Raw genomic sequence first — 25,665 nt, 5'->3', positions numbered from 1 at the left:
TTAGGAGTTGTTTGTTGCAATGTTCAATAGTGAGATTAAGGAAAAATATTTAGATACCTTATCTGAGGGTATGGTTATGCAGATGAGGCCTATTTTTGCAAAAGCAGAGATTACTGAGACTTTATATAATAAAGACATTTATGATTTCACATCAATGCAAATTTTAGAACTTATACGATCATTCGATCAAACCACTATCGGTAGTGTTCGAAGAACCTTAGCATTATTGTCATTGTATATTGATTGGGCAATTTCATATAAGTTAAGTAAAGGATTAACCAATTTAGCAAGAACTATTTCTGAAGAAGAGCTTTATGAATGTCTCGGGGACAAAAAATTATATATTACTTATAGTGAATTAGAGGAAATGGAAAATCAATTAGTTAATTATCAATCTAAGGCTGTGTTAAGACTACTTTTTGAAGGAGTTTCTGGTTTAGCTCATTCTGAATTGCTAAGTTTAACGAAGAAGCAAGTTGAGGATGCAATGCTTAACGGTAACGTTTTAACCCTCTATGATTCAAAGCACGGTGAACGAAAACTAAAAGTTAGTAGTGAATGTCTTGTTATTGCCTTAAATGCAGCTCAGGAAACTAAATATAAATTAAAGAATGGGAAGGCAAAAGGCCAAACAAAAGAAGTCTTTTTAGTTGAAAATGATTATGTAGTTAAAACAAAAAGAACGTCCAACAAAGGAGACGGCCAAGCAAGTAAATTTGTCATAACTAATCTAATTACTGATATATCTGAGTTCTTTAAAATTAACTTTTTAACACCAAATACTATTGTTAGATCTGGTCATTTGTATAGAGCATATCAGCTTTATAAAGAAAAAGGGGTTATTGATAACTCTGTAAGGTATCAGATTATAGATGACTTTAATTTAAGGGTAAAATCCAAATATCGAGCAGTTTATTCAATGCAAGATTATATTAATGAGGAAGAAGTTAATAAATATTACGCAGAAGAACTAGGTCTAAAAGAGACGACCATTTAAATATGAAATCCATTTGACTATTTTGGTTAAATGGATTTTTCTTTTATCTCAAAAAATTGTGAAAAAATTCGCATTTCGACAAAAATAGACAAAATAATCACTTTAAATACATGTTTAAATGTAGTAAGATGGTCATGTAAACCATATGGTTTACTAAGGAGGAGACCAAGACCAAAGTCTTAGTCGTTTCAATGCCTTTCAACCTTGAATTCATAGAGGTCTTCGACATTACAATCTAAAGCAGCAGCAATTCTTTTTGCAGTTCGAATAGACATATCTACTTTAACTAATCGATTATAGTCGCTCAGCTGCTGTTTCTTAATCCCAGTTATCTCTGAAAGTTCATTGATTGTAATGTCTTTCTTTCTACATAATTCAGGTATCAAGCATTGCCCGATCTCAACTTTAATCATAATCGGACATCCTCCTGCGTTCTGTTATGGAAAGACATAATACATATCATACCATACGAAGCCGATAAATAACCACTAGCATAACACCTACTTTCTATGTATAATGATTATACAAAACAGAACGCACGTTCCCTTAACACCTTAAGGGTTTATCACAGAAAATTGAACATAGGAGAATGAGGATGGCAGGTTATTTAAACAATATTGCACTGAATCTGGAGATTGTACTCAAAAACAAAGCAGATAGTCCAGAAGTCTCTGAAACATTAGTAACCAGGATTTGTGAAAATTTACTTTTATCTAAAGAAGTCTCGTTTTTAAAAGCTGACGGATCAGTTGAAAATTTTAAATTAAGTGATATGGAATATGAAATAACAAATACAGAAGAATTGCCTGAGTAAAAATAAAAAAAAGAAAGACTCCATTAAACATAATGTAATCAGCAGCAAGAGGAGAATGAAGGTATTGTTTTGAATATATTTGTTGATCAAGATAATTACAAAGAGGTTAGTCTGAAACTTACAAAAAAATTGCTGACTTCAGAACATTATCAATTCCTACTTTGTTTCAAGGGAGAGAAATTAGATATTACAATTTCAGTTACACCACAAAGCCTCGTTAAGCTTAGGGATGACATCAATGAATTGATCTTTATGTTCTCAGATTAAAATTAGATTCGGTCACATAAATTGGCCGAATCTAATTGACAGATATTAAATGATGGGTTATAGTTTATTCAAATACAAATAATATGTATATAGGAGATGGTAAAGAGAGCTATGTTGCTTGATGAAAAGCTCGATAAATTAATGAAAACGATTCTGCGATTAAAAGCATACAAAGAAGAGGAAAATTTACGAAGAGTCATCGGAGAATTTCATTCAATAATTGATTATGCTTACGAGGGGATGTATATAGCTGAAGATATGTTAAGAGAAGAAGAAAGTAAGGGCAAAGAAGTAAGTACATATTGAATTGTGTAATTTTCACTAAGGTAACAAAATTAAAATTAGTGGATAAAATGTAAGTTTCATCGAGATTCGAATTGGAGGGGGATATCACTTGGAATTATCATTAGATGAATTGAAGCTCTGTCTTAAACCATTAGTGTTTTTCGGTGAGTTAAAACTTGAAATCAGTGATTATGAAGAAGGTAAGAAAATTGAAGTGCTGGATCATGATGAAGGGTCTTTAATTAATTTAGCAGACCAAACGATTAACGAAAATTATGTGTGTACTACATGTAATTGTACTTTATATACCAATGAAAATAATGAAGTATGTTTCATAGAGCATCCGTATGGTGCAATCACAGCTGTAAATAAAGATCAAGTGATTCATTTAACTAAGCTAATTGGAGCAATCATAAATACGGATGAGGAGGATCCAGTTGAATGAACACAGCATACAGAGTTTGGGACGGCGAGCAGATGCATTATTGGGATGATGAAGGTTTGAGCCTTATCATCAAAAGCAACGGCGATTGGACTTTGAAACGTTTATACACAGATGTTTTGGTTCCGGTTGTAGACAGCACGAATAGAAACGCGGCTCTCATGTGGGGAGCAAAGGTAAGAGGCAAATTTATTTATGATAGGTCTATAGTAAAAATAACGAGTGATGATAAAGAATCATCAGATGTTTGCGAAGTTAAGTTTTCAGATGGCGTTTTCCAAGTAGATGTATCAAAAATTTCCGCTGATTATGACGTGACTGCCGTCGGGTGGGTGGAATATGCAACTATTGAAGTAATCGGAGACGTTTATCAAAATCCTGAGTTATTGGAGGGTGTGAAATGACAATCAATTTGAAAGTAAAACAAGAGAAGCGCAAAGGGTTATCAATTAATGATATCCAAGATGGATACTTCATTTTAAGAAATGACGATGTTTGGATTGTGAAAATGGATGTTACAAATAGAAATAAGATACATTTAATCGATTTAGAGACGTTCCATGTTAAAACTGTATCAACAAAGAACGATTTGAAAAGTTTGTTTGAAGATTGGAGCCGAATTAAGATATTAAGTCCGAAACAGGTGAATTTAAATATCGGGTTCCAATGGAAAGAGTAAAGGAGGGCGCGGAGTGACAAGTGAAATGCAATTACAGGCACAGATCGACGTTATCGAAAAAGAAAATAAGGAATTGCGTCGCAGGAATGAGGAATTAGGGCAGACGGTCGAATGTCAGAACAAACAGATCGTCACTCAAAATTGGAGACTGTTGTTTTTCGCTTCATCCTGGATCGTTTATGGAATTGTTAGTGCTATAAAATACCTTTGGGGATAAGGAGGGCGTTGAGTGATGGAGGAAATAGATAACAACGAATTGAAGTTCCGAATGATTACGCCGGATGGAGAATCATTTCTGGTTAATTCTGCACCTATTGAAGGCTGGCAAAATGATATTTGGAAGACGTTTGATGAACAGAAACGGGTTTTCGATGCAGAGATTAAAAAAGCATTTGAACACTGTAACGTACCGTTGGAGGAAACAATTGAACGGGCTGAATTAGTCGTAGATAAGGACGACAACACTGTTCTGACCATAGACAAACTACCGGTTTTAATCTTATATAAACCTGAATTTTTATATTCGAAAGGAAAAGCAGTTCAAAGATACAAACGACTTTATGAGGAGGACGTGGAATGAAGGAATTTCATTTGCACAAATATCCCGTGACATCAGTTGAAGGGAATGAGTATGCCGTTAGCATTTATAACGATAGACACTCAAAAGGTTTTGTCAAAGTATCTTTATATAAAAAGGTGCGCGGTTTTTTCAGGAAAGAAAAATTCAAGTGTCTTACAAGAGAAGGAGACTTCGCTCCGAGTTATTTCGAAGAAAAGTGGGATTACGATTACATACAGATGGCAATCAATGAAGTTATTAACTATGAAAACTCCATAAAGGAGCAAATTAATCATGAAAATAAACAAAAGGCTGCAATAGAAAAATTTGAAGCGTGGAGTGGCCAGGAGGTGTAACTGTTATTGGAGGTTAATGTGAAAACAAACCAAAGAGAAAAATTCATCCGAAATGGTATCCCATATGATGAACTTGATACACAAATGATTCATTTAATTGATATTTTAAATTTCAAAATTGGATTAAAAACACGCCACTGTTGTTTTGGGCATAAACCATACGAAGAAATTCAAGTGATGTTTGAAGACGAAGTGAACATAAAAGAAGATCAGATTCTAGAATTAGCAGAACTAGCGGGTAGGGAATGGAAAGGCCTACAGTTAAGCTTTAGCAAATGGGCAAGATTTTCCCCATTGATGTTTAATTGGTCATTGGTGTTATCGAAGAGATTCAGAAACCCAGAAGATCCAAATAAATACCGTTATCTAAGATCAGTTGAAGAATTCTTTGAGAGCTATGCTGCAAAGAAGTGATAAAAGATGCATTTTAAATTAAATGAGACGGAGGTATTTAATGGAAAGTTATCTAACAGTAATTGAACAGAATGGACAGCTTTTGGTTGACAGCCGTGAAGTGGCAGAGATGGTAGGTAAGAGACATACAGATTTACTTAGAAGTATTGATGGATATGTAGCGATCTTACTAAACGCAAAATTGCGTTCAGTGGAATTTTTCTTAGAAAGTACATATAAAGATGCAACTGGTCGCTCATTGAAGCATTTCCATTTAACCCGAAAAGGATGCGATATGGTTGCTAATAAAATGACTGGTGCTAAAGGGGTATTATTCACAGCTCAATATGTTTCTAAATTTGAAGAAATGGAGAAGGCGTTAAAAGCAAGACCGTCCCTAATTGATACATATCTAGATATGAATGAAGATGAACGTGCCATTGCTTATTTCACTGAAAGAAAAGCAAAACGAGAATTGCAGGAGCAATTAACATTGGCTGAACCAAAAGTGGAGAAATATGATCGCTTTCTTAATACAGATGGATTAATGAAAATAGGACAAGTGGCAAAAGCAATTGGCATAAAAGGAATGGGCCAAAACAATTTATTTCGCTTTTTGAGGGAAAATAAAGTTCTTATTGATGGAACAAACAAAAACGCCCCATATCAAAAATATGTAGAAAGAGGATTCTTTCAAGTGAAGACCCAGGAGACAAGTGTTGGAATTAAAACAATTACTCTTGTTACTCCTAAAGGTGCCGATTTTATTGTTGATCTTCTAAAGAAACATGGGCACAAAAGAGAAATAGCATCATAGATTTGAAAACTTTAGATAAAAGTAAAATTTTAAAGAGAATCGGAGGATGGAAGATGGAGAATAATGTTTTATACGGAGTTTACAGTACTAGATCACGAAAGTTTTGCTTTGGAATTGAGGAGCCTTCAAAAACAAAAGCAAGAAAAGAGCTATTCAATCGAATTGGTACAGATGCATACAAATGGCGTTTTGAAATAAGAAAAATTAAAAGAAAGTAGATGGAAAAATGAAATTTGCACCAATGGATAAAGTTAAATTTAAAACAGCTAGTCATCTCAACAAACTTCGAACTTTAAAAAAAAGAGTTCCTGAATTAGACGATCCTTTACTCGGCGAATGCTGGGAATTTGAAGAAGATGGTTTGAGACAATTTGATTGGGAGGAGAACTACGAATTTGTCGCTAGACCCAAACATTTTAATTGGGATTAAAAACAGAGTCTAATTGAAGTTTAATGAGAATCGGGGGAATAAAAATGGAGAAAATGAACCTGCTAAAAGAAATAACAATATTTGATTTAAATAAAATCAAACCTGGCACAAAAGTTCAAGTAACTTGGTATAAAGGAACAGAGATGGAGTATACACATAATGGCGAAGTTATCATTAATAATGGGGAAAAGTTTTATTATAATTACGTTGATAAAGAAGGATATGTAGGTCACTGTCATGTAAACGCACTTGATTTGAAAAACTATCCTGACAGTCTAATTGTTGAGATTAAATCAAAATAAAATTGAAGTTTTAATCAAATACAAATGAATAATCAATCCAGAAATAAGGGAAATTAACTAAAAAAATTGTGAGGAATTTTCAATGAAACGATTTATTTTAGTTTTATCCTTTTTAAGTATTATTGTTGCCTATCCCATTCAAACAAACGCCAGTCCAATGCCTTGCAGTGTAATACTGGAGCCGGTAGATAAAAATCTTAAAAATGCTAAAGGTGTAGCATTAATCTATAAGGTGCAATTGAACCCACCGAGTGCTGCCAGAACCAATATAAGTATTCTTGCTGTCCATCTTCCTGCACCTTCTTCTTTTGGAAATTACGACAGTTACGAAGGATTTGCTACTAAACCAGGTGAGATTAGTTGGCGGTTTAAACTTTATCCTACTCCTGAGGAAGAGAGTCCTAGTTGGGCGGGAAGAATTGACACAATTTCGGCCGAAATGAAGAATGTTAAAGTGCAAGTGCGTCTGTCAAATTCTAGCACACAAAAGTTGGGGCCAAGTATATTAACGAAAAATATTGAGTCCTGTTATTGAATGTCTTGGGGCAACAGTGTAAAACAAACTTGGATTGGATTGATGTAAATGATTAAATCGATTATTTTACCTGAAGAAAACACAAAAATAACTGTAGGTAAACCGATAAATGATGAATCAAATACAAAGGTAATTGCTATTTATGACTATAGAGAAGAACCAGAAGAAGCTTTCTGGGTACACTTATCAAATGGGAATGATCTATTTGTAGATAACCATGAAGTCATTGTTGAGTATGAATAGGTCTGTTAATAATGGTTGAATAAAAAGACTGTTTTAAAGAAAGGGTGAGAACCGATAGTCAATTTCAAAAAACTTAGTGATCCAGAATATATTAAGCAGATGGAAATTGAGAGAAATGAACGTGAGCGGATATATCAAGAAAAGGAGTCTATAAGAAAGAAAACTGTGTGCTTCACTGGTCATAGGCCGAACAAATTGGGTGGATACGATATGAAAAATCCAACAATGCTTAAACTCAAAGATAAGCTGCTTGCAGTAATTGAAGAATTAATCACTAAGGAAAACAAGTATAGGTTTATAACTGGAGGAGCGTTAGGAACTGATCAGGCTGCTTGTTGGTGTGTGCATATTCTAAAGAAGAAACACCCTCATATCAAAAACATAATTGCCACACCTTTCAAAGAACAAGATAAAGTTTGGTCTGCAGACCAAAAAATGTGGTACAAACGTATGCTTAATGTAGCAGATGAGATTATTAATGTTGAAGAATTAGATAAATATAAAGTTAGTGGAGAGAAACCAGGAGAGTTTTCGCCAGCTAAGATGCAAAAGCGAAATGAATACATGATTGATCACAGTGAGGCAATAGTAGCTGTTTATGATGGAAGTAAAAGTGGTACAAGAAACTGCTTAAATTACGCCAAGAAAACTTACTTAGGACATCAGCTATGGAGACTTCATCCTGATTTTAATTTTGAATTAGATATTACGTATTTTGTTGGATGATAAGGAGAGGTGAACTTTTCTGAAACTAATAGAAGAAAGAACATATGAAGAACGATTGTACATATATTCTGATGATATTGAAGCCAGAAAGCATTTCGTAAGTGAATTAAAACCAAAAGGGTGGATGGTGGACAATTGCTGGGTTGGGATTGATCTAAATCAAATAAAACAGTTTTATCGATTCAAGAGGGAATTAACTGATGATTATGTGTTTAACAGATAGACTAAAGAGCAGGGGGCAATTAATATAGGTGAAAAATTAATTGATAGTAAAAAGCATAAAATAATAAACGGATATTATCACAAGAATTGTATAAGTTGTAAAAGCTGGTTACCGGCAACTGAAGAGAATTTTTACTCTGTGAAGAAAAATAAGGATGGACTTCATTCATACTGTAAAGCTTGTGTATTAAAAAAGGCTAAAGAAAGCATGTTGAAGAATTATGACAAACAGCTTGAACGAATGAGGGAAAGAAATCTTCTTCCAGGGATGAAAGAGGCCAAAAAGAAATACAACTCAAGTTTGAAAAAGAAAAAAACACAACAAATCTGGCAAGAAAAGAACAAGCTAAAATTAAAAAACTACCGTTTACAAAGAGATGCTCACAAGAAACATAACATTACAGATGTACAGTGGCAAAAGTGCAAAGACTATTTTAACAACAAGTGTTCCTATTGCGGGCTGAAAATTGAAGATCATAAGATATTATTCAAAGGAACCTATATACAAAGTGATTTTCATAAAGAGCATGTAGATCACAAAGGGGCTAATGATATAAGCAACTGCATACCTGCTTGTAAATCTTGCAATAGCTCAAAGCACGACTTTGCATTTGAAGAGTGGTACAACTCATCAAACAAAAACTTTTCATCCGAAAGATTACTAAAGATCAAAGAGTGGCTAAATCGTTTTAAAGAGGAACGACAAGATTCAGAATGGAGGACAAAAGGATAGGCTGCAACAAATACATAATTGATACTGTAATGATACTTGCACAAGTAAATAGAGGGGAATTTGAAAACATTGAGCGCAAAAAATCTCCTAAAAATGAAAGAGGGGGGAACACCCCCTCGATAAATCAATAATTTGCTTGGTACTTCCCTACATACCATCCATCTTTATATTCAATGCCTTTTAAGTACCAGTTTCTACCGTTTTCGTCTTTCTCAATATTTTTAAAATCATTAATATTGTGATGGTAAATATACTTTGTATGCAATTCTTTCACACTTATTTCGTCTTGAACAATGTTATTCTCTTTAACCATAGCAGATGGGCTAGTAGCGAATGCAGGAGAAGCAGAAACGAGTAATCCAAGAGATAAAACAGAACCAGTCAATACTTTTCTTAATTTCATTTGAACCATCTCCATTTCCTTTTAATGTATTGCAATTACATTATATGGTTTTTAAAGAAGGCAAAATAGCGAAATTACTCCCATACATATGGAAATTGTGTGTCGGTTAATGTCGTGATAGATGAGAAGGCAAATGGAGAGATGGATTATAGGATGGAATCATAAAAAACTATAGAATAAAAATAAAATAAGTGGAGGTTATGTTGGTGATAAAGAGGAATCTGCTTAGCAACCACGTTGATGAGATTATCGGAGAATATTACGCTGCTAAAGGATATTCAGTCCATAGCATTGACCGCCAGGAAAATGGACAACTAATCGTTGTTACGGAGCGAGTAGCAGAGGAGAAGGAAAATGCAAAAGTTGATATAGCATTTGATTTTGTACATAGAAGACCACATAAGAAGAAGTATTTAGCATAAAAAAGGCAAAGAGGAATTAACACTCTTTACCGTTAGGTTTCTTTTTTAGACGATCACAGATAAATTTCATTATACTGATAGCTATTGCAACAGATCCAATTATTAATGTGATTTGGAGGATGAATATTACTCCGAAATTTATATTCACATTGTCAAATAAGTCACTCGAAAAGGAAAGAAGCTTATGAATACCCAAGGCAAGTACGAAAAAGGTGAGGCATATTACGACAAGGGATGCTTTGGAATAATCTTTAGCGTGGTCAAAATTATAAATTGCTATTGATACAAATAATAAACCCGTAGCGATCTTGTGGGATAGCGAATCATTCGCCGAAAATGATTGCACTACTATGCTTAAGAAAAATCCAGTAATACCGATTGTTTTACTCAAGGAATCACCTACTCTTATGTAAGTTAAGTATGAGTTTACCAATTAAAGGGGATTTTCTCAAGATGATACACATTAAAGTTAAATTAAAATCGTGATTTAAAGGAGCGGAGATAATGAACACTTATGTAGTCGATGACAGCAAGTATAAATGTATTTATGCGGGAACTGAGAAAGCAGCTGCTTTTAATAATGAATTTGAAAACGGAACAAGAGTAAGGGTTTGGTTTGAAGGCCATCACATAAAAACGTTTGAGAAAGAACAAAGAGAAGTCTGTGGAGTAGGAGAATGGATCGTTAAGTATGATGCTGCTACTGAATTGCAAAAGGAAGTAAATCGTTTGGAAAAGACCTATTTCAAGAAGAAAGAGTTGTTAGACACTATTAGACAAGCTGATGGGGTCGGAAGGGAAATCAATGAAAAAAAGAAATCAATACTCAATTACAGTGGATGTTAATGGAGGAGAATATAATCAGGAGTTTGTTATTTTAGCGGATTCGCTAAGTAAAGTTGGGCGAGATAAGATAATTGCTGATGGTGTGACAATTCAATTTAATGACCAGATTCTTGAATTGAATAGTAATAAAGAAGATTCGAATGATTATTATAAGGGTCAAACATTAACTGTTAAAGAAGATTGCCTAAATAACTTCTGGAAAGGCGGAACCGTTACTGTTGAAGATGTAGATATACATAGAGGCATATTGATAGACGGTGTCGTTTACTTAGAAAAACAAGTGGTAGACAAGTATTTTTCAAAAGAAGAGGAATGACATGTACAGGAAGATTTTCGATATGGTTAACGGTAGTGAAGAGCAATCAAAAATAACTGATTGGCTATATAAATTAATGATTGAGGATGAAAATTCACTTTACAAAATCGACATTAAAGTTTCGAAAAGGAGGATTTCTGAACAAGGAGATATTTATAGAGAGGAGGGAGAATACATAGAGAACGCAGATCTTCAAACTTTACCAATCGGGACAAAATCCTTTGTGCAAAACGGTTGTTGGAAGGGTGAAATTGTTTCTAATGAAAAGAAACATTTATATATGCCACAGATTGGAGAGATGAGGGAAATCAAAGTTGGATCAACTGGGTTGAATATAGAGATTGAATAAAAGATAGTTTTTAACTAAACATATTAGGATGGATCGTTATCGAAAAAGCACACGTATCGATAACGATCATAAAGTATTAATTTCTATGCCGGCGTTTTTCTTCGAAGTGATCAGGATAATTCTGTTTAGATTTCGATTTGAACACAAAATAAAGTCCTGCAATTAAGATGTAGTCCATGATTTTGTCAAATGACCAATTCACGAAACAATCTAAGATTAATTCCATTTATTTCACCTCCGAGACAAAAATGTCCAGTCTCTTTTATATGGCAAGCGTATGACAACCTGCTTGCAGTAATAAAGGTGAAATGAAGCTTGGAAATTTAAAAAGGTTTAAAGAAAAATAGCATTTAAAATAAAATATTTATTTTAATGGAAGGAGGTAACCGTAGTGCCAAATCAAGAGCAAATAAAACGCATGAACGATATTAATGATCTGATAAAGCTTATTGCAAGCATTGATCATCGTACATTCTACCGCAAGTCAAAGGATCGTATAGCGTATTTCAGGTTTAAGAAAAAACTGTTCTTCGTTGATGATTACACGGGTGATGACGTTTATCCGTATGAAATGGGATACGGGAGTCCAAACGGCTTTTCGCATGGAGGCAACATGTGGCAACTGGTCAACAGTTTTAGAAAGTTCATCATAACAGGGAAATGCGGCGAGCTGAGGGATTATAAAGAAATATGGGCTTACAGCTATGAAGGATGTATGAAAATCCGTCAGAAGGCAAAAGAAATAGGGTTTATAGAGACTGTTGATTATCCTTATAGCTTCGATGAATGGATGAATACTAATTGATCCATGTACTAAATTTTCATTGAATTTTAAAAGGCTAGGCTCTAAGAAGTTATGTAACGGAGAGATTACACTCTCCAGGATTCAAAGGAAGGTATGCGGAGTTTACCGTGCTTAGTCTTAAATCTGTGCTTAACGTTACATAAGATAGGTTCGATAAATACATATTCATCAGATTCAGACTTAACTTGTTTCATAGAGTGGAACTTAGTTCGTTCTGCATGTGGCATAAATTCCATAAATCCAGCTGAAGTTCCATCAGGATAAGACAGAAGGAATTTTATATCCTTTTTGGTGTAGCCAGTTATGAGAACCTCAGTGTAATCGTAATTAATCACTTTAAGCCAATTATGCGAACGTTTATTGATCTCATAAGGGGAGTTAGCTTTCTTGATTACGATTCCCTCTAAATTCTTTTCTTTGGCCAGGTTGAAGTAAGCAAGACCGTTACCTTGAGTTCCCTCTATAACAAAGACATTAGGATGATCCAGTTCAAGTGAATTCAGAACTGTCTTACGCTCAGTGAGTGGCTTAGCTGCAATTGATTGACCGTCTTTGTAGATAACATCAAAGACACAGTAAACAATATTATGAGCTGATTTTTTGGACATAAAACGTTCCATTACAGCCTCAAAGTCAGGAGCACCACCTGAGGCAGCTACAATAACTTCACCATCGAGCACTGTTCCATCTGGAATATCTAAGTCCATGAGTTCTGGGAACTTACTTGTTACTTCGTTGTTGTGACGAGTGTATAGCTTAATCTGATTATCAAATTTAGAAAGGATGAGTCTGATTCCATCAAATTTGAGCTCAGTGATATAGTTCTCGTCGTTAAAAGGCTCTTTTATTGAATGCAATAGCATTGGCGATACAAACAAAATATCACCTCCTACTTAGAACATATTAGCTAAGCGAAGGTGATATATAAAGCGATATGGCAGTGGTACTTAATGGGATTCAATGAGCTCAGGTGAATTGTTTTTAGGTGAATTCACTAAAGATGAAACCTGGTATGCTTCCATGTCATCAGCATCATATGGCTGCAGTAAGCTTTGTAGATAATCAGGATCAGTATTTTTAGGGTTGAGCCATTCCTTTTCGTTCTCATCAGTAAGGATAACCGGCATCCGATCATGGATGTCTTCCATAAGCTCATTAGGCTTTGTTGTAATGATTGTGCAAGTGTATAAAGGATTGCCTTCTGGTGTGTTCCACTTTTCGTATAAGCCTGCAAAAGCGAAGAGATTGGACGATTTAAGTTTAATCCGCATAGGAATCTTAGTCTTTGGATCAAGGCGTTTCCATTCATAAAAACTGTCAGCCGGTATGATACAACGTTTGCTTACGAGCGGCTTTCGAAAGCTGGGTTTCTCGGACAATGTTTCAGCACGGGCATTAATCATTTTATAGCCGATCTTTTCGTCTTTAGCCCATGGAGGGATAAGACCCCATCTAAGTTTGCCCAGACGGTTATTGGATCCATCGTTGATGATTGTCAGGATGTTTTGTGAAGGAGCGACATTATAGCTAGGGTGATATTCACCTTCAGGTAAGAATTGATCTATATTGAATTGCTCAATGATGTCATCAAACTCAGAAAATAAAGTGAACCTGCCACACATGTTCATCATCCTTTAGGGTTTTTGAATATTGTACAGGCTTGATACACGAAAATCAAAAAGGAGGAATGTGATGCCGCAGCAAACAGTTGAGGTTAAAGAAGTTGATGTGTTGATTAGGGGAATATGGAGAAAGAAAAAGTTCACCGATATTCAAAAGGGGCAAACCTTTAAGATTGAGGAGAACGGAAGAACAAAGAAATACATAGCGAGAACAGATCCTTATTGGGATGACATGTTTGAAACTTACATTATTGATTTGTTGGATAAAAATAAAATTAGAAGAAATAAGTAAACAGAAATCTAGATAAAAACGATATTTTAACCAGAATCCAGGGAGGTAATTGAAATGAACTTATATGAAATTATGTTAGAGCACTTTGCACCCAAGGGAAGTGAGCGGGGTATCTTTACATATTTGCTTGCTCAATCTGATGAAGAGGTATATGAATGGTTGAAAACTGATCCGAGCTTGTCTGACGGCAGGGCAGTCTATACCCCATATCAAGACAACGAAGCAAACGGTAAAACATATGCAATTTATAATCAGAGCTTTGATATTGTTGGTCATGAAAAATATAAAGATCGAATGATTCGATTAAAAGGTGAGTTGAATGATGAAGTTGAACTAACCGATCTTTATTACGGAATGACCTTAGTCGGGTGGAGTATGGTGAAATCGGATATTCCATCGGAACAAATTGAATTGTTAAAAGATACTGGCATCAGTATTGAGTCTGCATAAAAGTAATTTTTTATTCGGAGAAGGGGGTGGTACTAATGTGATTGCTTATAAGATGAAAGTAAAAAATAAAAATAAACCTATTTAAGGAGAGTTGTTGATTGTTAAAGTTTAAAAACAGAATAGTAGAAAAAAGAGTTAAGGGGGCAGAGAAGGCAAGCTTTGGCGGGCCAGTCCTTCTCTACCGCACACTTCGCAAGGTTACGAAGCTATATAAGTATATCACAGACAAGAAGTCTTTTCCAATCCTAGTTACTTCATTGTTTGCATTGTTTAATCCCAATTCAGTTCTAGCTGCAGATAAGTATAGTAATTTTGAAGAGTTGAAAGAAAATGAGTCACCTTTGAGCTATAACATTCTAACTACCGATGTTGACAGGAGAGTGCTTATTCTGGCACCCCATGGTGGAGGTATTGAAGGAGGGACTAGTGAGCTTGCAAGAGAATTAAGTAAGTCTTACTCTGCCTATCTATTTGAAGGTTTAAGGATACCAGGAGCTTCTGAGTTGCATATTACAAGTACGAATTTCGATGAACCTCAAGCTTTAGATTTATTGAGTAAGCATGATTTAACAATCTCAATTCATGGGTATGCATCAAGTAAGAAACACACTTTAGTTGGTGGGACAGACAGAGAAAAAGCAGCAAAGATCACATCATTACTTACCGATGCAGGCTTTTCTGCAGAATTACTGTCTGAAGATTCCCGTTTAGCAGGCACAAATGAGCAGAACATTGCTAATAAAAATAGCACTGGTATGAGTATTCAACTTGAAATAAGCACTGAACAACGAAGAGAAATGTTTAATACTTTTACACTGGCTGGACGCAATGGAACGCAGAATCAAGTTTTTTATGACTATATTGCTGTTCTAACTAAATTCATTAATGAAAATGTGTATTGTATGGCTGGTGTAGCACCATGACATTGTTGAATAAATCCATACGATACTATGTTGACTTTGATCAGTGGGGAATAAATGCATTTAACTCGAATCCAATTGAAACAACTAAAGGATTTAATGAAGCTCTTATATATGCATCAGAGAACAACTTTCCTATTGTTGAAGTTCCAAAAGGGAATTTTATTATTGATTCAGTAAATACATTAAATCAACGAAATCCTGAAATTGGTGGGGGAATTAAAATCCCATCAAATATGGAGCTCCTTTTGGATCCAGAAGCAGTGTTTCAAGTTAACCCTAATGGGTATCAGGGCTATTCTTGTTTTTATATTGGGCTTGCAGAGAACGTAATAATTAGAGGAGGTCGTATTATAGGTGACCGGTATCAACATGATTATTCTCTAATTGATACCGATAGAAAAACACATGAATGGGGATTTGGAATACATGTTCATGGAAGCAAAAATGTTTTGATTGAAAATGTACAAATCTCAGATTGTATTGGAGACAACATTTGGATTGCAGCTCACGGAATGATGAATTACCCAGGGATGGTTTATACGCCTTCCAAAAGTGTTACCGTAAGAAAATGCGAACTAAAAAGAGGGAGACGGAACAATTTAGCTACTAACGGTTGTGAAGGATTATTGGTTGAAGACTGTGATATAGAGGAAGCTGGAGGAGATACAATTGGCCCTCAACTAGGTATTGATTTAGAGGGCTACGGAGAAAACGGAAGAAAGTATGATCATCCTTATGAGTTAACGATATCGGATTGCAGGTTTAGAAAAAATGGTCGTGGTTCGGTTACTGCTCATACAAGCGGTAAAGTTTCCATCAAAGATAACTACTGTGACAATGTTATTTCATATGGCTACAGTACAGATGTGAGTATTAAGGGTAACAAGATAATAAATGAAGGGGGGTCTAAAGAGTACGGAATAGACTCTGTAGGTGTTTCGAGCACTGAGACTGGCAACAGAATTCAAATAACTGATAACAATATTCAAGGGTTTAAAATAGGCATGATGATTAGAGGGAAAGGGGTATCGATTGATAATAATACCGTAAAGAACGCTTCAAATTGTGCAATAGCAACACATATGGCCGAAGATGTTTCCATTTCAAACAACAGAATACAGGACAGCGATTGTATTCAGATCCAGGTGAGAAATTCATCAGATATTAAAGTAAGCAATAATAAAGGGAAAGGTACAACTTCAGCATATGCAATTAAAGTGATGGATTCGAATGACGTTAAATTCTTAAATAATACGTTCTCCAATCTTTACGGAGGTCTATATTGTGAGAGATCTCAGGCAGTCAGAATTAAGCTAAACGATTTCTTATTGAGTGGAAAAGGTTACGGGATATATTGGGATAAAGATTCAGAAGTCTTCCTAACAAGGAATGAGATATTTGAACCAAGAAATGTTGCAATTATGGGGGCAGCTGATATGTACAATATCAGAATAAGTGATAACCAGATCTATAATTGCAAAGCAATCATTGCGATCCACTTAATAGGCGGTTCTGAGCATATGGTTAGAGGAAATGAAATTATGTTTAACAGAGATTCAGATCAAGGCTATGGAATATATTTAAACGGGACAAAAAAGGTTCGATTAATAAGGAATGATGTTCAAGGTATTGGTGCAAGAGTGCTTTCGCATCCATTTGCAACGTTTAATGCTTCCAGTACAACTTTAATACATAATACATACGACAGCGGCACACCTAGATTAGCCTTAGATGATACAGTAATCGATTATAAATAAAAAATTCTTAACGAGAACACTTGTTCCCTTTATGGGTTTTGGTATATAATTTAGTAGTACCAAAAATTTCAAAACAGGGGATGAGAGTATGAGTGAGCAGAAGCTTAGAATCGGAGAAATACGGTATGAGGTTTTCGATGATTATGATCCATTAACAGAGGAGTATTTAGGAAAGAACCTAGCAAATGCTTATTTTATTGCTCAAATTAAAAAGGAAAATGTAGTTCAAGTAGGGAATAGGAAAATTAATTACTCAAGCGATGTTAAAATTGGTTTTGATGCATTCGGGGAAGAAACTAAAGAGAAAATCAAAGAGTATCTTCTGGCTGCCTATAGTCTAATAGCAGAAGGGGCTAAAGACGATGGTCTAGTAGAATATTTATAAGGCAATGCTGGGCTAGTCTCTAAGATTAGCCTAGTTATCATACGAATAAAGGGGTTAACTGAATGTCAAACATCATTTCTAAAGAGCAAGATGAAGCAATTAAATACTTTAGAAACAAATTAAATTTATCAGACAAAGACTTATACATACCGTTGATTAATTTTGAACTACTTAGAGACAAGAACGAGCAATATGCGAACATTCTTTATGAGCTGTATAAAAATGATCCCTATTTGTTTATTAGAGCTTTAAAGGAAGGTTATGTGGTTAATCAGCCAATTGCATTTGATGAGGCCATTGTGCGATTCTTTAATGGAGAAGAACTGGCTATTGTACATAAAACAACAGGCAGAAGATACAATGTAAATGTGAAAATGAAGCAGCTGCCTGATGGCTTTTCATTGCAAACAATGGATATGTGGTTGTGGAGTGAGCTTGTTTGAAAATAGCAAACTCTTTACCTATATAATGAAAATATGATAGAATATAGAAGAAATTGATAATTGAGGAGATGTTTTTGTGGAGTTTAAAGTTGGACAAGACGTATCAGAAATTTGGAATATCCATGGATCAATTCTTCCGGAAGTTTTAATGTATATGTTCCCTCGTTCAGACGAATCTTATGATTGGGAATTTGTAAATGACAACGGAAGACATATCTTTACTGCCTGGAGAAAAAGTGAACCTATTCCTACATTAGAGGAAATTGAAAAAGCAGCAATTGAGCTTGAAGAGAAGAAAAATGCACCTAAGCCAAAAACTCTCGAAGAAAGAGTTGCTGATTTAGAAAAACAAGTAGCTTACTTAACGAGTAAGGTTGAAGGAACAAACTAACAAGAGTCCCTTATTGGGGCTTTTAAATTTAAATAAAATGATAATTTTATTCGAATTAAAAAGAGCGCAAATGAAATACAAAAATAAAAAATATAAAAGTTTATAAAACATGTAGACAAAGATAAAAAATATGTATATAATAAAATCGAGTTAAAGGGAAGGAGGCGAATTACTTGGAGGTACTTGGGATAACAGAGAAAGCGTTAAACTATTACAGAGAAAACGTTAAAGACAACAAGACCATTACTCCTGATCAGGCACTGTTAAAGATGATAAGGAATGTCCTACTTGTCAAAGAAACTCATCCTGAGCGAGTGAAAAAACGTTTATTTTGCACAGAGTACGCTTACGGAAATATGATAATCAAAGTTAACAGAAAAAAGCAGGTATTTGAAATTGTAAATAAATCAGGATGCTTTTCTGACCAAAATGATTGGAAGTTCCCAAAAAGAAGGTACATAGAACTTAGTAAAGAACTTGGAATCAAAGACTGCAAGTTTAGAAAAATTACATATTCAAAGAAAAATCACAATAAACAAAAATAAAAATAGAGGATGATTAAAAATATGACAGAAAACAAAACGGTATTACGTGAAGCATCAAACGTTGTAACAATTGAAGGAACTTTAGCTGAAGTACGACACACTGAATGGAAAAATGGAAATGGACTAAATATTGAATTAGACATTGAGGTTGCACCTAACGAAGTACATACAGTTAAAGGCTTTTCCAAGTATAAGAAAGATGATGGTACTGATAATGCAGTTGCAAAGGGGTACCAGACTATTGTAAGCGAGTATAAGTCAATCGCAAAACACGGTAGAGATGAAGCTGACAAAGTAAGAATTACTCAAGGTAAAATTAGCTTAAATGAGTATTATTCACACGGGATTTTTAAATCATATCCACAATTAATGGCTAACTTTGTGAACAGACTGGATGCTAATGAAGAATTCAATCCCAGAGCAGAATTTGATGTTGAGGTGTTTGTAAAGAACGTAACCGAAGAAAAAGTAAAAGGGGAAGAAACAGGTAGAGTTAATTTAAATGGCTATATTCCTGTGTACAACGGAAAAGTAATTCCTTTTACATTTGTAGTCACAAAAGAAGGCTCACAATATGTTGAAAATAATTATGAAAAGGGAACTACCGTTAACGTTTTTGGGAAGATCATTAATTATAAAGAACAAAAAGTAACAACCAAAGTAGCGGCATTTGGAGAAGATAAGAAAGAAATTACTTCAATTACAAGAAGAGAGTATCTAATTACAGGTGGTAATGATCCTTATGATGAGGATAGTAAGAATGCTTTTAATGCAGATGCAATTAAAAAAGCGTTGACTGAAAGAGAGATTTATCTAGACGAGCTTAAGAAAGAAGGAAATAAAGAAAACAATAAAAAGTCTGGGTTTGGTGGAAGTGCTCCTAATAACAAGCCTTCAAAGCCGGTTGAAATTTCAGATGATGATCTCCCTTTCTAAAATAAAATAGATCATTAATCTAATACATAACTGGGGTGAGCTCCGACTCACCTAACAAATTCAAAATAAAAGGAGAACTGAAATGGCAATCGATATTTTCAACCCACAAGTTTCTGTAGTAGCAAAAGGATTAGAAGGAAAAGTTATCACAATCTACGGTTCTAACAACTTAGGTAAAACTAAGCAAAGCACTCGGATGAAGAAACCGTTATATCTGCCATTCGAAAAAGGATTAAATGCTATTGCCGGTGTCCAATTCATGCCTATCAATAGTTGGGCTGATTTTAAAAAGGTAAACAAGCAGTTAACCAAAAATGCTGAAAAGGCCAAAGAGATGTATCAAACAATCATTGTTGATGAAGTAGACGCTTTTGCTAAATATGCGACTAGATATGTCTGCGAGCAATATGATGTAGAACGGATTAAAGATGGTAATGATGGGTTTGGCCTTTGGAAAGAGTATGAAACTGAAGTATGGGAAGAAATCAATAAATTAATTGGCGTAGGATTTACGGTTATCTTTATTGCTCATGCTGCTGAAGACAAAAAAGGCAAAGTATATCCGAAGGGGGATAAACGAGTTTTAGCTCCAGTAATTGATAACAGCGATATTGTTCTCTATCTAAGTTCTAATGGTGTTGATGAAGATAGAAAAGTAATCAAATCAAGTGCTTGGTTAGCTGAAACTGAAGAGCATTTTGCTCGTAGCCGATTTGATTACATTGACACGTATCTTCCTGAATTTACTGCAGAAAACTTAGAAAAAGCAATTATTGAGGCAGTCGAAAGACAGGAGCAAGCAGAAGGAATTGTTGCTGTTACATACGAAGAGCAAAAACAAAACAACGCTTCAGAAGAACTTGATTTCAACTCATTAATGGATCAAATTAAAGAAATTGGCATGAAGCTTAATGAAGAAGGCCGTTTAGAAGAAGTTAATGAGATTACAGAGAAACATTTAGGTAAGGGTGTAAAAGTTACTGAGTGCAGCCGTAAGCAAGTAGGTGTCATGTCTGTAATTCTAGATGATCTAAAAGACCTTCTAGCAGAATAAAAGAGGAGAGATTATTCTCTCCTCCTTATTAGGAGTGATTATTTGGGGAGACAAGTTAAATGTCCTTATTGCGAGACCAAGTTAGACAAAGACTCAGCCATTCCTTATAAAAAAAGATATTACCATGAAAAGTGTTTTAATACCTGGAAGCAAGAATCAGATCACAGAAAAGAGTTAATTCAATACATATGCAATTTATATGGTCTTACATCTCCAACTGGCATGATGTTGAAACAAATTAAAGAGTTTCAAGAGGAATATGGGTATAAGCTTAAAGGCATTGAACTAGCGCTTAGGTACTTTTATGAAACTTTGGATAATCAACCCAGAGAAGGTGATGGCATTGGAATCGTTCCATTTGTTTATGATGAAGCAAAGCGGCATTACATTAGACAAAAAGCCATCCGAAAATCAGCTGAAGATCCAAAGAATCATAAAAGAGAAGAAATTACTTTGGTCATAAAAAAAGGAATGAGAAAGAAAAGAGGGCTAGTTGATATCTCAATGCTATAGGAAGGAGAGTCCATTTGCTACAAGACAAACAGGCAATAATTCAAGTTTTAGGGAGCATTTTAAAAGATCCCACAATCTTGTCAGAGAGCAATAAATATAAGATAACTTCGGATGATTTTCCTTCAAGGTTTCATTCAATATTATTTTTTGCCATGAGCAACCTATTTCATCAAGGAACTGAAGTATTGAATGACGTTGAAATAGATGGATATCTAAAGGATTACGATATTCAATATAAAATTTTCCATGATAATAAGGGTCTTGAATATATAGAAAAAATACAAGAGTTGGCAGTTGTCGAAAACTTTGATTACCACTATAAAAGATTAAAAAAGTTTAGTCTGCTTAGAGAAATGGATGGCTTGGGATTCGATATTAAGGAAATATATGATGAATCTCTGATTGACCCAAAAGAACAAGAAAAGATGCAAGAACAGTTTGATAAGAAGTCGATTGATGAAATTTTGACAGCTTATGAAATGAAGATTGTAGACATAAAAGAAAAATTCAGAACTTCATCTGAAAGTGTGGGAATCCAGGGTGGAGAAGGTATTAATGAATTATTGGATTCATTCGAAGAGTCGCCGGATATTGGAGTTCCATTAAATAGCGAAATGCTTACTTCAATTTTTCGGGGATCACGGAAGAAAAAGTTCTATCTGCGCTCAAGTATTACAGGTGGCGGTAAAACAAGAAACATGGTCGCTGACGCTTGTCGCTTAAGTGCAACTGAACTTTATGATCCTAAAAAGAAGGAATGGGTATCAAACCCATGGAGTGAAAGTTCTACAGTTATTTCAACAGAAATGATGGCCGAAGAATTGCAAAGTTTAGCACTTGCCTACATTAGTAGTGTAGAAGAGAAAAAAATCCTTAGAAACACAATCAATGAAAAAGAAAAACAACTTGTTCGTAAGGCTGCTAAGGTTCTTCAAGAGTCTAACATATGGTTCGAACATCTGCCTGATTTTAATATTCAGGAGATTGAAAGAACAATTGAAAAGAACGTCATTAAAAACAATGTAGAGTACGTTTATTTCGATTATATTCACTCATCAGTAACCATTTTTTCAGAGATGAGCAAAAAAAGCGGTGTCAACTTGAGGGAAGACCAAATTCTTTTACTTATGTCAGATAAGTTAAAAGGCTTATGTAACAAATACGATGTCTATATGATGAGTGCAACTCAGCTAAATGGTGATTGGAAAGAAGCATGGTTAAAAGGACAAGTAATAGATGCTTCTTACTTGAGAGGAAGTAAGGCCATCGCAGATAAAACAGATGCTGCAATGATAATTCTTCCTTTAAGTAAAAAAGAGAAGGATGCAATTGATCCAATTTTAAAAGAAGGATTTTATCCAGAGCCAAATTTTGTTACACATGTATTTAAAAATAGGGGAAATGAGTATGACAAAGTTAAAGTCTTCTCCCATATCAATATGGGCAACATGCGGATAAAGGACTGTTTCACAACAAATCTTGACAATGAACTAATCACAGTTGAGAAATTGAATATAAAAGCAGGATGAGGGGTGTAGCGCCCTTTGAAGTATGATAAAGACAGAGTAAAAGAAAGCCTAACCATTGAGGATATACATAAGATTTTAAAAGATTTAGGTAGCGAGAACAATCTGTGGGATCAACAAGGAAATCCAATTTACAGAACCGTTTGTCACAATGCTTCTGGTGGGAGCTATAAGCTGTATTACTATCATGAAGCAAAACAGTTTCACTGTTATACAGAGTGTGGGGATAATTTTGATGTATTCGAACTTGTTATAAGAGCAAAAAGCCAAAAAGGAATTAATATCTCTTTTAATCAGGCTATCGAATATGTTGCCAAAATAGCAGGAAGAACATTTGGATTTGGGAATAGAGAGACATACATAAACAATGATTTGATTGATGACTGGGAATGGATGGGGAAGTTCAAAAAGAAGAAAAAAATACATATTGAGCTCCCCAGCTTTAATGAAACGGTTCTAGATGTATTTGTGCCTTATCCTCACCAATTGTGGCTAGGTGAGGGAATAAGTCACAAGACATTAAAAGAGTTTGAGATTGGGTATTATTTTAGACCTCATACAGAAGGGATTACCATTCCTCATCGAGATTTAAATAATAGGTTGATTGGTATACGTAGGCGCTCAATGATTAAAGAAGAAGTTGATGCAGGCTATAAATATATGCCTTTAAAAGTAGGCAATATCTTATATAACCATCAAACAATGATGAATCTATATGGATTACATAAAACAAAAAATTCGATAGAAAGGTTCAAGAAAGTATTGATTTTCGAATCAGAAAAATCAGTATTAAAATGCCAAGACTTTTACGGTGAATCAAACTTCACCTGTGCTGTTTGTTCAAGTAATATTTCTAATTTTCACCGTGACATTTTATTGTCTCTTGGTGTTGAAGAAGTTTTTATTGCTCTTGATAAATATCGACCACCAAAAGAACATGAAACAGAGGAGAAATATCAAGAAAAACTGGTTGAATATCAGAAGAAAATTCTAAAGCTCGCAGCAAAATTTACTCCTTATGTTCGTGTATATGTTTTGTGGGATTATGAAGGCTTACTGGATTATAAGGACAGCCCAGCGGACAAGGGAAAGGAAACTCTAGAGGAGCTAATGAGAAGGAAAATTGAGATTGGCACAGATGAAGGGGGAATTTAATGGAGTATAGACTAATTGGCGACAATGATTATAATTTCGATCCTTTAGCTACTATCTTAAAAAATAGAGGCATAGAAGATCCAAAGTTGTTTGTTAATGTTGATCAAAGTTCAGTTATTCATTATTCAAAGCTTAATAATATTGATAAAGCTGCAGATTGTCTTATCAGGCATTTAAATAATAAAAATAAATTGTTTGTTCAGGTAGACAGTGATGTTGATGGATACACATCCAGCTCAATCATTATAAATTACATAAAGAAGATTTGTCCGAAAGCTAATATACACTACAGAATTCAAGATGGGAAAGAGCATGGGATTTTTATTGATACAATTCCTGATGATGTTGACTTAGTCATAATCCCAGATGCAGGTTCAAGTCAATTTGAGGAACATGAGGCTCTTAATAAGAGAGGCACAGAAATAATTGTTATTGATCACCATGAATGTGAACGAGTGTCTGAACATGCGATCGTAGTAAATAATCAACTTTCGCCTAATTATTCGAATAAAACTCTGACAGGTGCAGGAATGGCCTATAAATTTTGCCAGGCAATTGATGAAAAGCTAAATAAAAATGAAGCCGAACAATTCTTAGACCTTGTATCTATTGGTAACATTGCTGATTCGGCTGATTCAAGAAACCTTGAAACCAGGTATTTTATGAATGAAGGCTTGAAGAAAATAAAACATCCATTATTAAAGAAGCTGTTTAAGAAGCAAGAGTTTTCAACCAAGGGTGACAAGAGCATACAGAATACACAGTTCTTTATTAACCCTTTAATTAACGCTGCCATTAGGGTTGGAAGCAGTGAAGAAAAAGATCAAATGATGAGAGCATTCCTCCTTTCTAAAGAAAAGGTTCCCTACAAAAAACGTGGGCAAAGTGAAACTGAGCTTGTATCAATACATGAAGACACAGTTAGGATTCTAGGAAATCTAAAAGCAAAGCAGAAACGGATTGTAGATGCAGCTGGAGTGGAAATTAAAAATAGAATAGAAGAGAAAAGTTTAACAGCGAATAAAGTACTCATTGTTTACATTGAAGGAATTCTAGATAAAAGCCTAACTGGACTGGTGGCCAATCAGCTTGCAGAAGAATATAAAAAGCCGGTCTTGTTAGCCAGAAACGATCCCGAAAAAGGTAAAGATATCTTGAGTGGCTCTATACGAGGATATGATAAAGGGTTTATAAAGGATTTTAAGAAAGAGCTTATAGATACTGGATTATTTGAGTTTGTTGAAGGTCACCCAAATGCAGCGGGCTTTGCAATTAAACGACAGAACTTAATCCTGGTGAACAAAGTGCTGAATGAAAAATTTAAAGACATAAATATCGAAGAAGATATTCAGAATGTTGATTTTGAGATCCCAGCAAAACGATTGAGAAAAGAATTTATCCTTCAACTTGATGGTTACAAAGACTATTGGGGTTACAAAGTTGAAGAACCCTTAATAGCTATAACGGATCTTGAAATTGAAGTCGAACAAATTGAGCATTTAGGGAAAAAGAATAAGACAACTGTTAAATTTAAGCATGGCGATATTGAATACATAAGGTTTAAAAGTGATGAGAATTACTTTAATCAGCTTACTGCATCAAATGGAACGTTAGTCATTAATGTAATTGGCAAAGCAAAGGCAAATGAATACAAAGGCAAGAAAACACCTCAAATCGAGATTTATGAATTGGAGGTGGTTCGCACAAAACAAAAAGAACTTGTGTTTTAAGG

45 protein-coding genes are annotated in these 25,665 nt (G+C 34.7%); 39 read left to right on the top strand and 6 right to left on the bottom strand.

Going from position 1 to position 25,665, the window contains the following annotated elements; translation table 11 throughout:
- The first annotated feature begins 19 nt into the window (after positions 1-19).
- Entirely contained in the window at positions 20-997 is a 978-nt protein-coding gene (gene yopR / locus BSU_20790) for a putative DNA breaking-rejoining enzyme; phage SPbeta (RefSeq protein NP_389961.2), read from the top strand.
- A 188-nt stretch (positions 998-1,185) separates the two neighbouring features.
- Here the strand turns inward: yopR and yopS are convergent, their stop codons facing one another.
- Positions 1,186-1,410, bottom strand: a complete 225-nt coding sequence (yopS, locus tag BSU_20780) for a putative transcriptional regulator, lambda repressor-like; phage SPbeta (protein ID NP_389960.1) — start codon at positions 1,408-1,410, stop codon at positions 1,186-1,188.
- 182 nt (positions 1,411-1,592) lie between these two features.
- Between yopS and yopT the strand changes: the two genes are divergently transcribed.
- The 19 genes from yopT to yoqL all read left to right on the top strand — a co-directional run bounded on the left by yopT (position 1,593) and on the right by yoqL (position 8,800).
- Positions 1,593-1,811: a conserved protein of unknown function; phage SPbeta gene (yopT, locus tag BSU_20770; protein ID NP_389959.1), complete on the top strand. Its 219-nt coding sequence runs from the start codon at positions 1,593-1,595 to the stop codon at positions 1,809-1,811.
- Between the two features lie 69 nt (positions 1,812-1,880).
- Complete coding sequence (yopU, locus tag BSU_20760) at positions 1,881-2,078, top strand: hypothetical protein; phage SPbeta (protein NP_389958.1); 198 nt, start codon at positions 1,881-1,883, stop codon at positions 2,076-2,078.
- Between the two features lie 111 nt (positions 2,079-2,189).
- Positions 2,190-2,384 carry a hypothetical protein; phage SPbeta gene (gene yopV, locus BSU_20750; RefSeq protein ID NP_389957.1) on the top strand — a complete coding sequence of 65 codons (195 nt, stop codon included), beginning with the start codon at positions 2,190-2,192 and terminating at the stop codon, positions 2,382-2,384.
- An 88-nt stretch (positions 2,385-2,472) separates the two neighbouring features.
- Positions 2,473-2,808, top strand: a complete 336-nt coding sequence (yopW, locus tag BSU_20740) for a hypothetical protein; phage SPbeta (RefSeq protein ID NP_389956.1) — start codon at positions 2,473-2,475, stop codon at positions 2,806-2,808.
- Positions 2,805-3,209, top strand: a complete 405-nt coding sequence (gene yopX, locus BSU_20730; protein NP_389955.1) for a conserved protein of unknown function; phage SPbeta — start codon at positions 2,805-2,807, stop codon at positions 3,207-3,209. The genes yopW and yopX overlap by 4 nt, the downstream gene beginning before the upstream one ends.
- The gene (gene yopY, locus BSU_20720) at positions 3,206-3,484 is read left to right on the top strand and encodes a conserved hypothetical protein; phage SPbeta (RefSeq protein NP_389954.1); all 279 of its coding nucleotides are present in this window, start codon (positions 3,206-3,208) and stop codon (positions 3,482-3,484) included. Before yopX ends, yopY begins: the two co-directional genes overlap by 4 nt.
- 13 nt (positions 3,485-3,497) lie before the next feature.
- Positions 3,498-3,701 carry a conserved hypothetical protein; phage SPbeta gene (yopZ, locus tag BSU_20710; protein ID NP_389953.1) on the top strand — a complete coding sequence of 68 codons (204 nt, stop codon included), beginning with the start codon at positions 3,498-3,500 and terminating at the stop codon, positions 3,699-3,701.
- A 12-nt stretch (positions 3,702-3,713) separates the two neighbouring features.
- Entirely contained in the window at positions 3,714-4,064 is a 351-nt protein-coding gene (yoqA, locus tag BSU_20700; RefSeq protein NP_389952.1) for a hypothetical protein; phage SPbeta, read from the top strand.
- On the top strand, positions 4,061-4,399 hold the full coding sequence (gene yoqB / locus BSU_20690) for a conserved hypothetical protein; phage SPbeta (protein ID NP_389951.1): 339 nt from the start codon (positions 4,061-4,063) through the stop codon (positions 4,397-4,399). Before yoqA ends, yoqB begins: the two co-directional genes overlap by 4 nt.
- 6 nt (positions 4,400-4,405) lie before the next feature.
- Complete coding sequence (gene yoqC / locus BSU_20680; protein ID NP_389950.1) at positions 4,406-4,813, top strand: putative SOS nucleotide-binding protein; phage SPbeta; 408 nt, start codon at positions 4,406-4,408, stop codon at positions 4,811-4,813.
- A gap of 40 nt (positions 4,814-4,853) precedes the next feature.
- Complete coding sequence (yoqD, locus tag BSU_20670) at positions 4,854-5,609, top strand: putative DNA-binding protein anti-repressor; phage SPbeta (RefSeq protein ID NP_389949.1); 756 nt, start codon at positions 4,854-4,856, stop codon at positions 5,607-5,609.
- 53 nt (positions 5,610-5,662) lie between these two features.
- Positions 5,663-5,827: a hypothetical protein; phage SPbeta gene (yoqE, locus tag BSU_20660; RefSeq protein NP_389948.1), complete on the top strand. Its 165-nt coding sequence runs from the start codon at positions 5,663-5,665 to the stop codon at positions 5,825-5,827.
- An 8-nt stretch (positions 5,828-5,835) separates the two neighbouring features.
- A complete protein-coding gene (yoqF, locus tag BSU_20650; RefSeq protein ID NP_389947.1) occupies positions 5,836-6,039 on the top strand; it encodes a hypothetical protein; phage SPbeta in 204 nt (67 codons plus the stop codon).
- A gap of 44 nt (positions 6,040-6,083) precedes the next feature.
- Positions 6,084-6,341 carry a conserved hypothetical protein; phage SPbeta gene (gene yoqG, locus BSU_20640; protein ID NP_389946.1) on the top strand — a complete coding sequence of 86 codons (258 nt, stop codon included), beginning with the start codon at positions 6,084-6,086 and terminating at the stop codon, positions 6,339-6,341.
- A gap of 82 nt (positions 6,342-6,423) precedes the next feature.
- A complete protein-coding gene (gene yoqH, locus BSU_20630; RefSeq protein ID NP_389945.1) occupies positions 6,424-6,876 on the top strand; it encodes a conserved hypothetical protein; phage SPbeta in 453 nt (150 codons plus the stop codon).
- A 48-nt stretch (positions 6,877-6,924) separates the two neighbouring features.
- Positions 6,925-7,119 carry a conserved hypothetical protein; phage SPbeta gene (gene yoqI, locus BSU_20620; protein ID NP_389944.1) on the top strand — a complete coding sequence of 65 codons (195 nt, stop codon included), beginning with the start codon at positions 6,925-6,927 and terminating at the stop codon, positions 7,117-7,119.
- Between the two features lie 210 nt (positions 7,120-7,329).
- The gene (gene yoqJ, locus BSU_20610) at positions 7,330-7,845 is read left to right on the top strand and encodes a conserved hypothetical protein; phage SPbeta (protein ID NP_389943.1); all 516 of its coding nucleotides are present in this window, start codon (positions 7,330-7,332) and stop codon (positions 7,843-7,845) included.
- 19 nt (positions 7,846-7,864) lie between these two features.
- Complete coding sequence (gene yoqK, locus BSU_20600) at positions 7,865-8,068, top strand: hypothetical protein; phage SPbeta (protein NP_389942.1); 204 nt, start codon at positions 7,865-7,867, stop codon at positions 8,066-8,068.
- 39 nt (positions 8,069-8,107) lie between these two features.
- Positions 8,108-8,800, top strand: coding sequence for a putative endonuclease; phage SPbeta (gene yoqL / locus BSU_20590; protein ID NP_389941.1), 693 nt, complete (start codon positions 8,108-8,110; stop codon positions 8,798-8,800).
- A 124-nt stretch (positions 8,801-8,924) separates the two neighbouring features.
- Here yoqL and yoqM read toward each other — a convergent pair whose 3' ends face one another.
- Positions 8,925-9,203, bottom strand: coding sequence for a putative membrane bound or exported protein; phage SPbeta (yoqM, locus tag BSU_20580; protein NP_389940.1), 279 nt, complete (start codon positions 9,201-9,203; stop codon positions 8,925-8,927).
- A gap of 203 nt (positions 9,204-9,406) precedes the next feature.
- Here yoqM and yoqN point away from each other — a divergent pair, with 203 nt between their 5' ends.
- Complete coding sequence (yoqN, locus tag BSU_20570; RefSeq protein ID NP_389939.1) at positions 9,407-9,625, top strand: consserved hypothetical protein; phage SPbeta; 219 nt, start codon at positions 9,407-9,409, stop codon at positions 9,623-9,625.
- Positions 9,626-9,641: 16 nt separating this feature from the next.
- Here yoqN and yoqO read toward each other — a convergent pair whose 3' ends face one another.
- Entirely contained in the window at positions 9,642-10,016 is a 375-nt protein-coding gene (yoqO, locus tag BSU_20560) for a putative membrane protein; phage SPbeta (RefSeq protein NP_389938.1), read from the bottom strand.
- A 113-nt stretch (positions 10,017-10,129) separates the two neighbouring features.
- Between yoqO and yoqP the strand changes: the two genes are divergently transcribed.
- From yoqP to yoqS, 3 genes are read left to right on the top strand one after another with little or no spacing between them, the layout of a single operon-like run.
- The gene (gene yoqP / locus BSU_20550; RefSeq protein NP_389937.1) at positions 10,130-10,471 is read left to right on the top strand and encodes a conserved hypothetical protein; phage SPbeta; all 342 of its coding nucleotides are present in this window, start codon (positions 10,130-10,132) and stop codon (positions 10,469-10,471) included.
- Complete coding sequence (gene yoqR / locus BSU_20540) at positions 10,431-10,787, top strand: hypothetical protein; phage SPbeta (RefSeq protein NP_389936.1); 357 nt, start codon at positions 10,431-10,433, stop codon at positions 10,785-10,787. The genes yoqP and yoqR overlap by 41 nt, the downstream gene beginning before the upstream one ends.
- Before the next feature lies 1 nt (position 10,788).
- Positions 10,789-11,136 carry a putative RNA-binding protein; phage SPbeta gene (gene yoqS / locus BSU_20530; protein ID NP_389935.1) on the top strand — a complete coding sequence of 116 codons (348 nt, stop codon included), beginning with the start codon at positions 10,789-10,791 and terminating at the stop codon, positions 11,134-11,136.
- A 76-nt stretch (positions 11,137-11,212) separates the two neighbouring features.
- On the opposite strand, the gene yoqT is transcribed toward yoqS, so the two are convergent.
- Positions 11,213-11,362, bottom strand: a complete 150-nt coding sequence (yoqT, locus tag BSU_20520) for a conserved hypothetical protein; phage SPbeta (protein NP_389934.1) — start codon at positions 11,360-11,362, stop codon at positions 11,213-11,215.
- A gap of 165 nt (positions 11,363-11,527) precedes the next feature.
- Here yoqT and yoqU point away from each other — a divergent pair, with 165 nt between their 5' ends.
- Positions 11,528-11,941, top strand: coding sequence for a conserved hypothetical protein; phage SPbeta (gene yoqU / locus BSU_20510; protein ID NP_389933.1), 414 nt, complete (start codon positions 11,528-11,530; stop codon positions 11,939-11,941).
- Between the two features lie 65 nt (positions 11,942-12,006).
- Here the strand turns inward: yoqU and yoqV are convergent, their stop codons facing one another.
- Both yoqV and yoqW read right to left on the bottom strand, forming a co-directional pair.
- Positions 12,007-12,819, bottom strand: a complete 813-nt coding sequence (gene yoqV / locus BSU_20500; protein NP_389932.1) for a DNA ligase-like protein; bacteriophage SPbeta — start codon at positions 12,817-12,819, stop codon at positions 12,007-12,009.
- Between the two features lie 69 nt (positions 12,820-12,888).
- Positions 12,889-13,563 (bottom strand): putative stress-associated peptidase; putative general secretion pathway protein; phage SPbeta, encoded by a 675-nt coding sequence (yoqW, locus tag BSU_20490; RefSeq protein NP_389931.1) that lies wholly within the window; start codon positions 13,561-13,563, stop codon positions 12,889-12,891.
- A 70-nt stretch (positions 13,564-13,633) separates the two neighbouring features.
- Between yoqW and yoqX the strand changes: the two genes are divergently transcribed.
- The 14 genes from yoqX to yorK all read left to right on the top strand — a co-directional run bounded on the left by yoqX (position 13,634) and on the right by yorK (position 25,663).
- On the top strand, positions 13,634-13,855 hold the full coding sequence (gene yoqX, locus BSU_20480) for a conserved protein of unknown function; SPbeta phage (protein NP_389930.1): 222 nt from the start codon (positions 13,634-13,636) through the stop codon (positions 13,853-13,855).
- A 54-nt stretch (positions 13,856-13,909) separates the two neighbouring features.
- A complete protein-coding gene (gene yoqY / locus BSU_20470) occupies positions 13,910-14,305 on the top strand; it encodes a hypothetical protein; phage SPbeta (RefSeq protein NP_389929.1) in 396 nt (131 codons plus the stop codon).
- Between the two features lie 98 nt (positions 14,306-14,403).
- Positions 14,404-15,228 carry a gamma-polyglutamate hydrolase; phage SPbeta gene (gene pghZ / locus BSU_20460; RefSeq protein ID NP_389928.1) on the top strand — a complete coding sequence of 275 codons (825 nt, stop codon included), beginning with the start codon at positions 14,404-14,406 and terminating at the stop codon, positions 15,226-15,228.
- Positions 15,225-16,985 carry a putative uronase; phage SPbeta gene (gene yorA, locus BSU_20450; RefSeq protein NP_389927.1) on the top strand — a complete coding sequence of 587 codons (1,761 nt, stop codon included), beginning with the start codon at positions 15,225-15,227 and terminating at the stop codon, positions 16,983-16,985. Before pghZ ends, yorA begins: the two co-directional genes overlap by 4 nt.
- An 88-nt stretch (positions 16,986-17,073) precedes the next feature.
- On the top strand, positions 17,074-17,370 hold the full coding sequence (gene yorB, locus BSU_20440; protein ID NP_389926.1) for a conserved hypothetical protein; phage SPbeta: 297 nt from the start codon (positions 17,074-17,076) through the stop codon (positions 17,368-17,370).
- A 62-nt stretch (positions 17,371-17,432) separates the two neighbouring features.
- Positions 17,433-17,813, top strand: coding sequence for a conserved protein of unknown function; phage SPbeta (gene yorC, locus BSU_20430; RefSeq protein NP_389925.1), 381 nt, complete (start codon positions 17,433-17,435; stop codon positions 17,811-17,813).
- Positions 17,814-17,889: 76 nt separating this feature from the next.
- Positions 17,890-18,204, top strand: a complete 315-nt coding sequence (gene yorD, locus BSU_20420; RefSeq protein NP_389924.1) for a stress protein SCP1; phage SPbeta — start codon at positions 17,890-17,892, stop codon at positions 18,202-18,204.
- A 173-nt stretch (positions 18,205-18,377) separates the two neighbouring features.
- A complete protein-coding gene (yorE, locus tag BSU_20410; protein NP_389923.1) occupies positions 18,378-18,749 on the top strand; it encodes a conserved protein of unknown function; phage SPbeta in 372 nt (123 codons plus the stop codon).
- Positions 18,750-18,770: 21 nt separating this feature from the next.
- A complete protein-coding gene (yorF, locus tag BSU_20400; RefSeq protein NP_389922.1) occupies positions 18,771-19,685 on the top strand; it encodes a conserved hypothetical protein; phage SPbeta in 915 nt (304 codons plus the stop codon).
- 82 nt (positions 19,686-19,767) lie between these two features.
- On the top strand, positions 19,768-20,739 hold the full coding sequence (yorG, locus tag BSU_20390; RefSeq protein NP_389921.1) for a putative ATP/GTP binding protein; phage SPbeta: 972 nt from the start codon (positions 19,768-19,770) through the stop codon (positions 20,737-20,739).
- Between the two features lie 42 nt (positions 20,740-20,781).
- On the top strand, positions 20,782-21,252 hold the full coding sequence (gene yorH / locus BSU_20380; RefSeq protein NP_389920.1) for a conserved hypothetical protein; phage SPbeta: 471 nt from the start codon (positions 20,782-20,784) through the stop codon (positions 21,250-21,252).
- A gap of 14 nt (positions 21,253-21,266) precedes the next feature.
- Positions 21,267-22,781, top strand: coding sequence for a putative replicative DNA helicase (DnaB family); phage SPbeta (gene yorI / locus BSU_20370; RefSeq protein ID NP_389919.1), 1,515 nt, complete (start codon positions 21,267-21,269; stop codon positions 22,779-22,781).
- 15 nt (positions 22,782-22,796) lie between these two features.
- Positions 22,797-23,933: a putative DNA replication initiation protein; phage SPbeta gene (gene yorJ, locus BSU_20360; protein ID NP_389918.1), complete on the top strand. Its 1,137-nt coding sequence runs from the start codon at positions 22,797-22,799 to the stop codon at positions 23,931-23,933.
- Complete coding sequence (gene yorK, locus BSU_20350; protein ID NP_389917.1) at positions 23,933-25,663, top strand: putative single-strand DNA-specific exonuclease; phage SPbeta; 1,731 nt, start codon at positions 23,933-23,935, stop codon at positions 25,661-25,663. The genes yorJ and yorK overlap by 1 nt, the downstream gene beginning before the upstream one ends.
- The last annotated feature ends 2 nt before the right edge of the window (positions 25,664-25,665 follow it).

Origin of the sequence: Bacillus subtilis subsp. subtilis str. 168, assembly GCF_000009045.1 — a bacterium.
GTDB classification, from domain to species: domain Bacteria; phylum Bacillota; class Bacilli; order Bacillales; family Bacillaceae; genus Bacillus; species Bacillus subtilis.
This window is presented reverse-complemented; position numbering and strand designations above follow the sequence as displayed.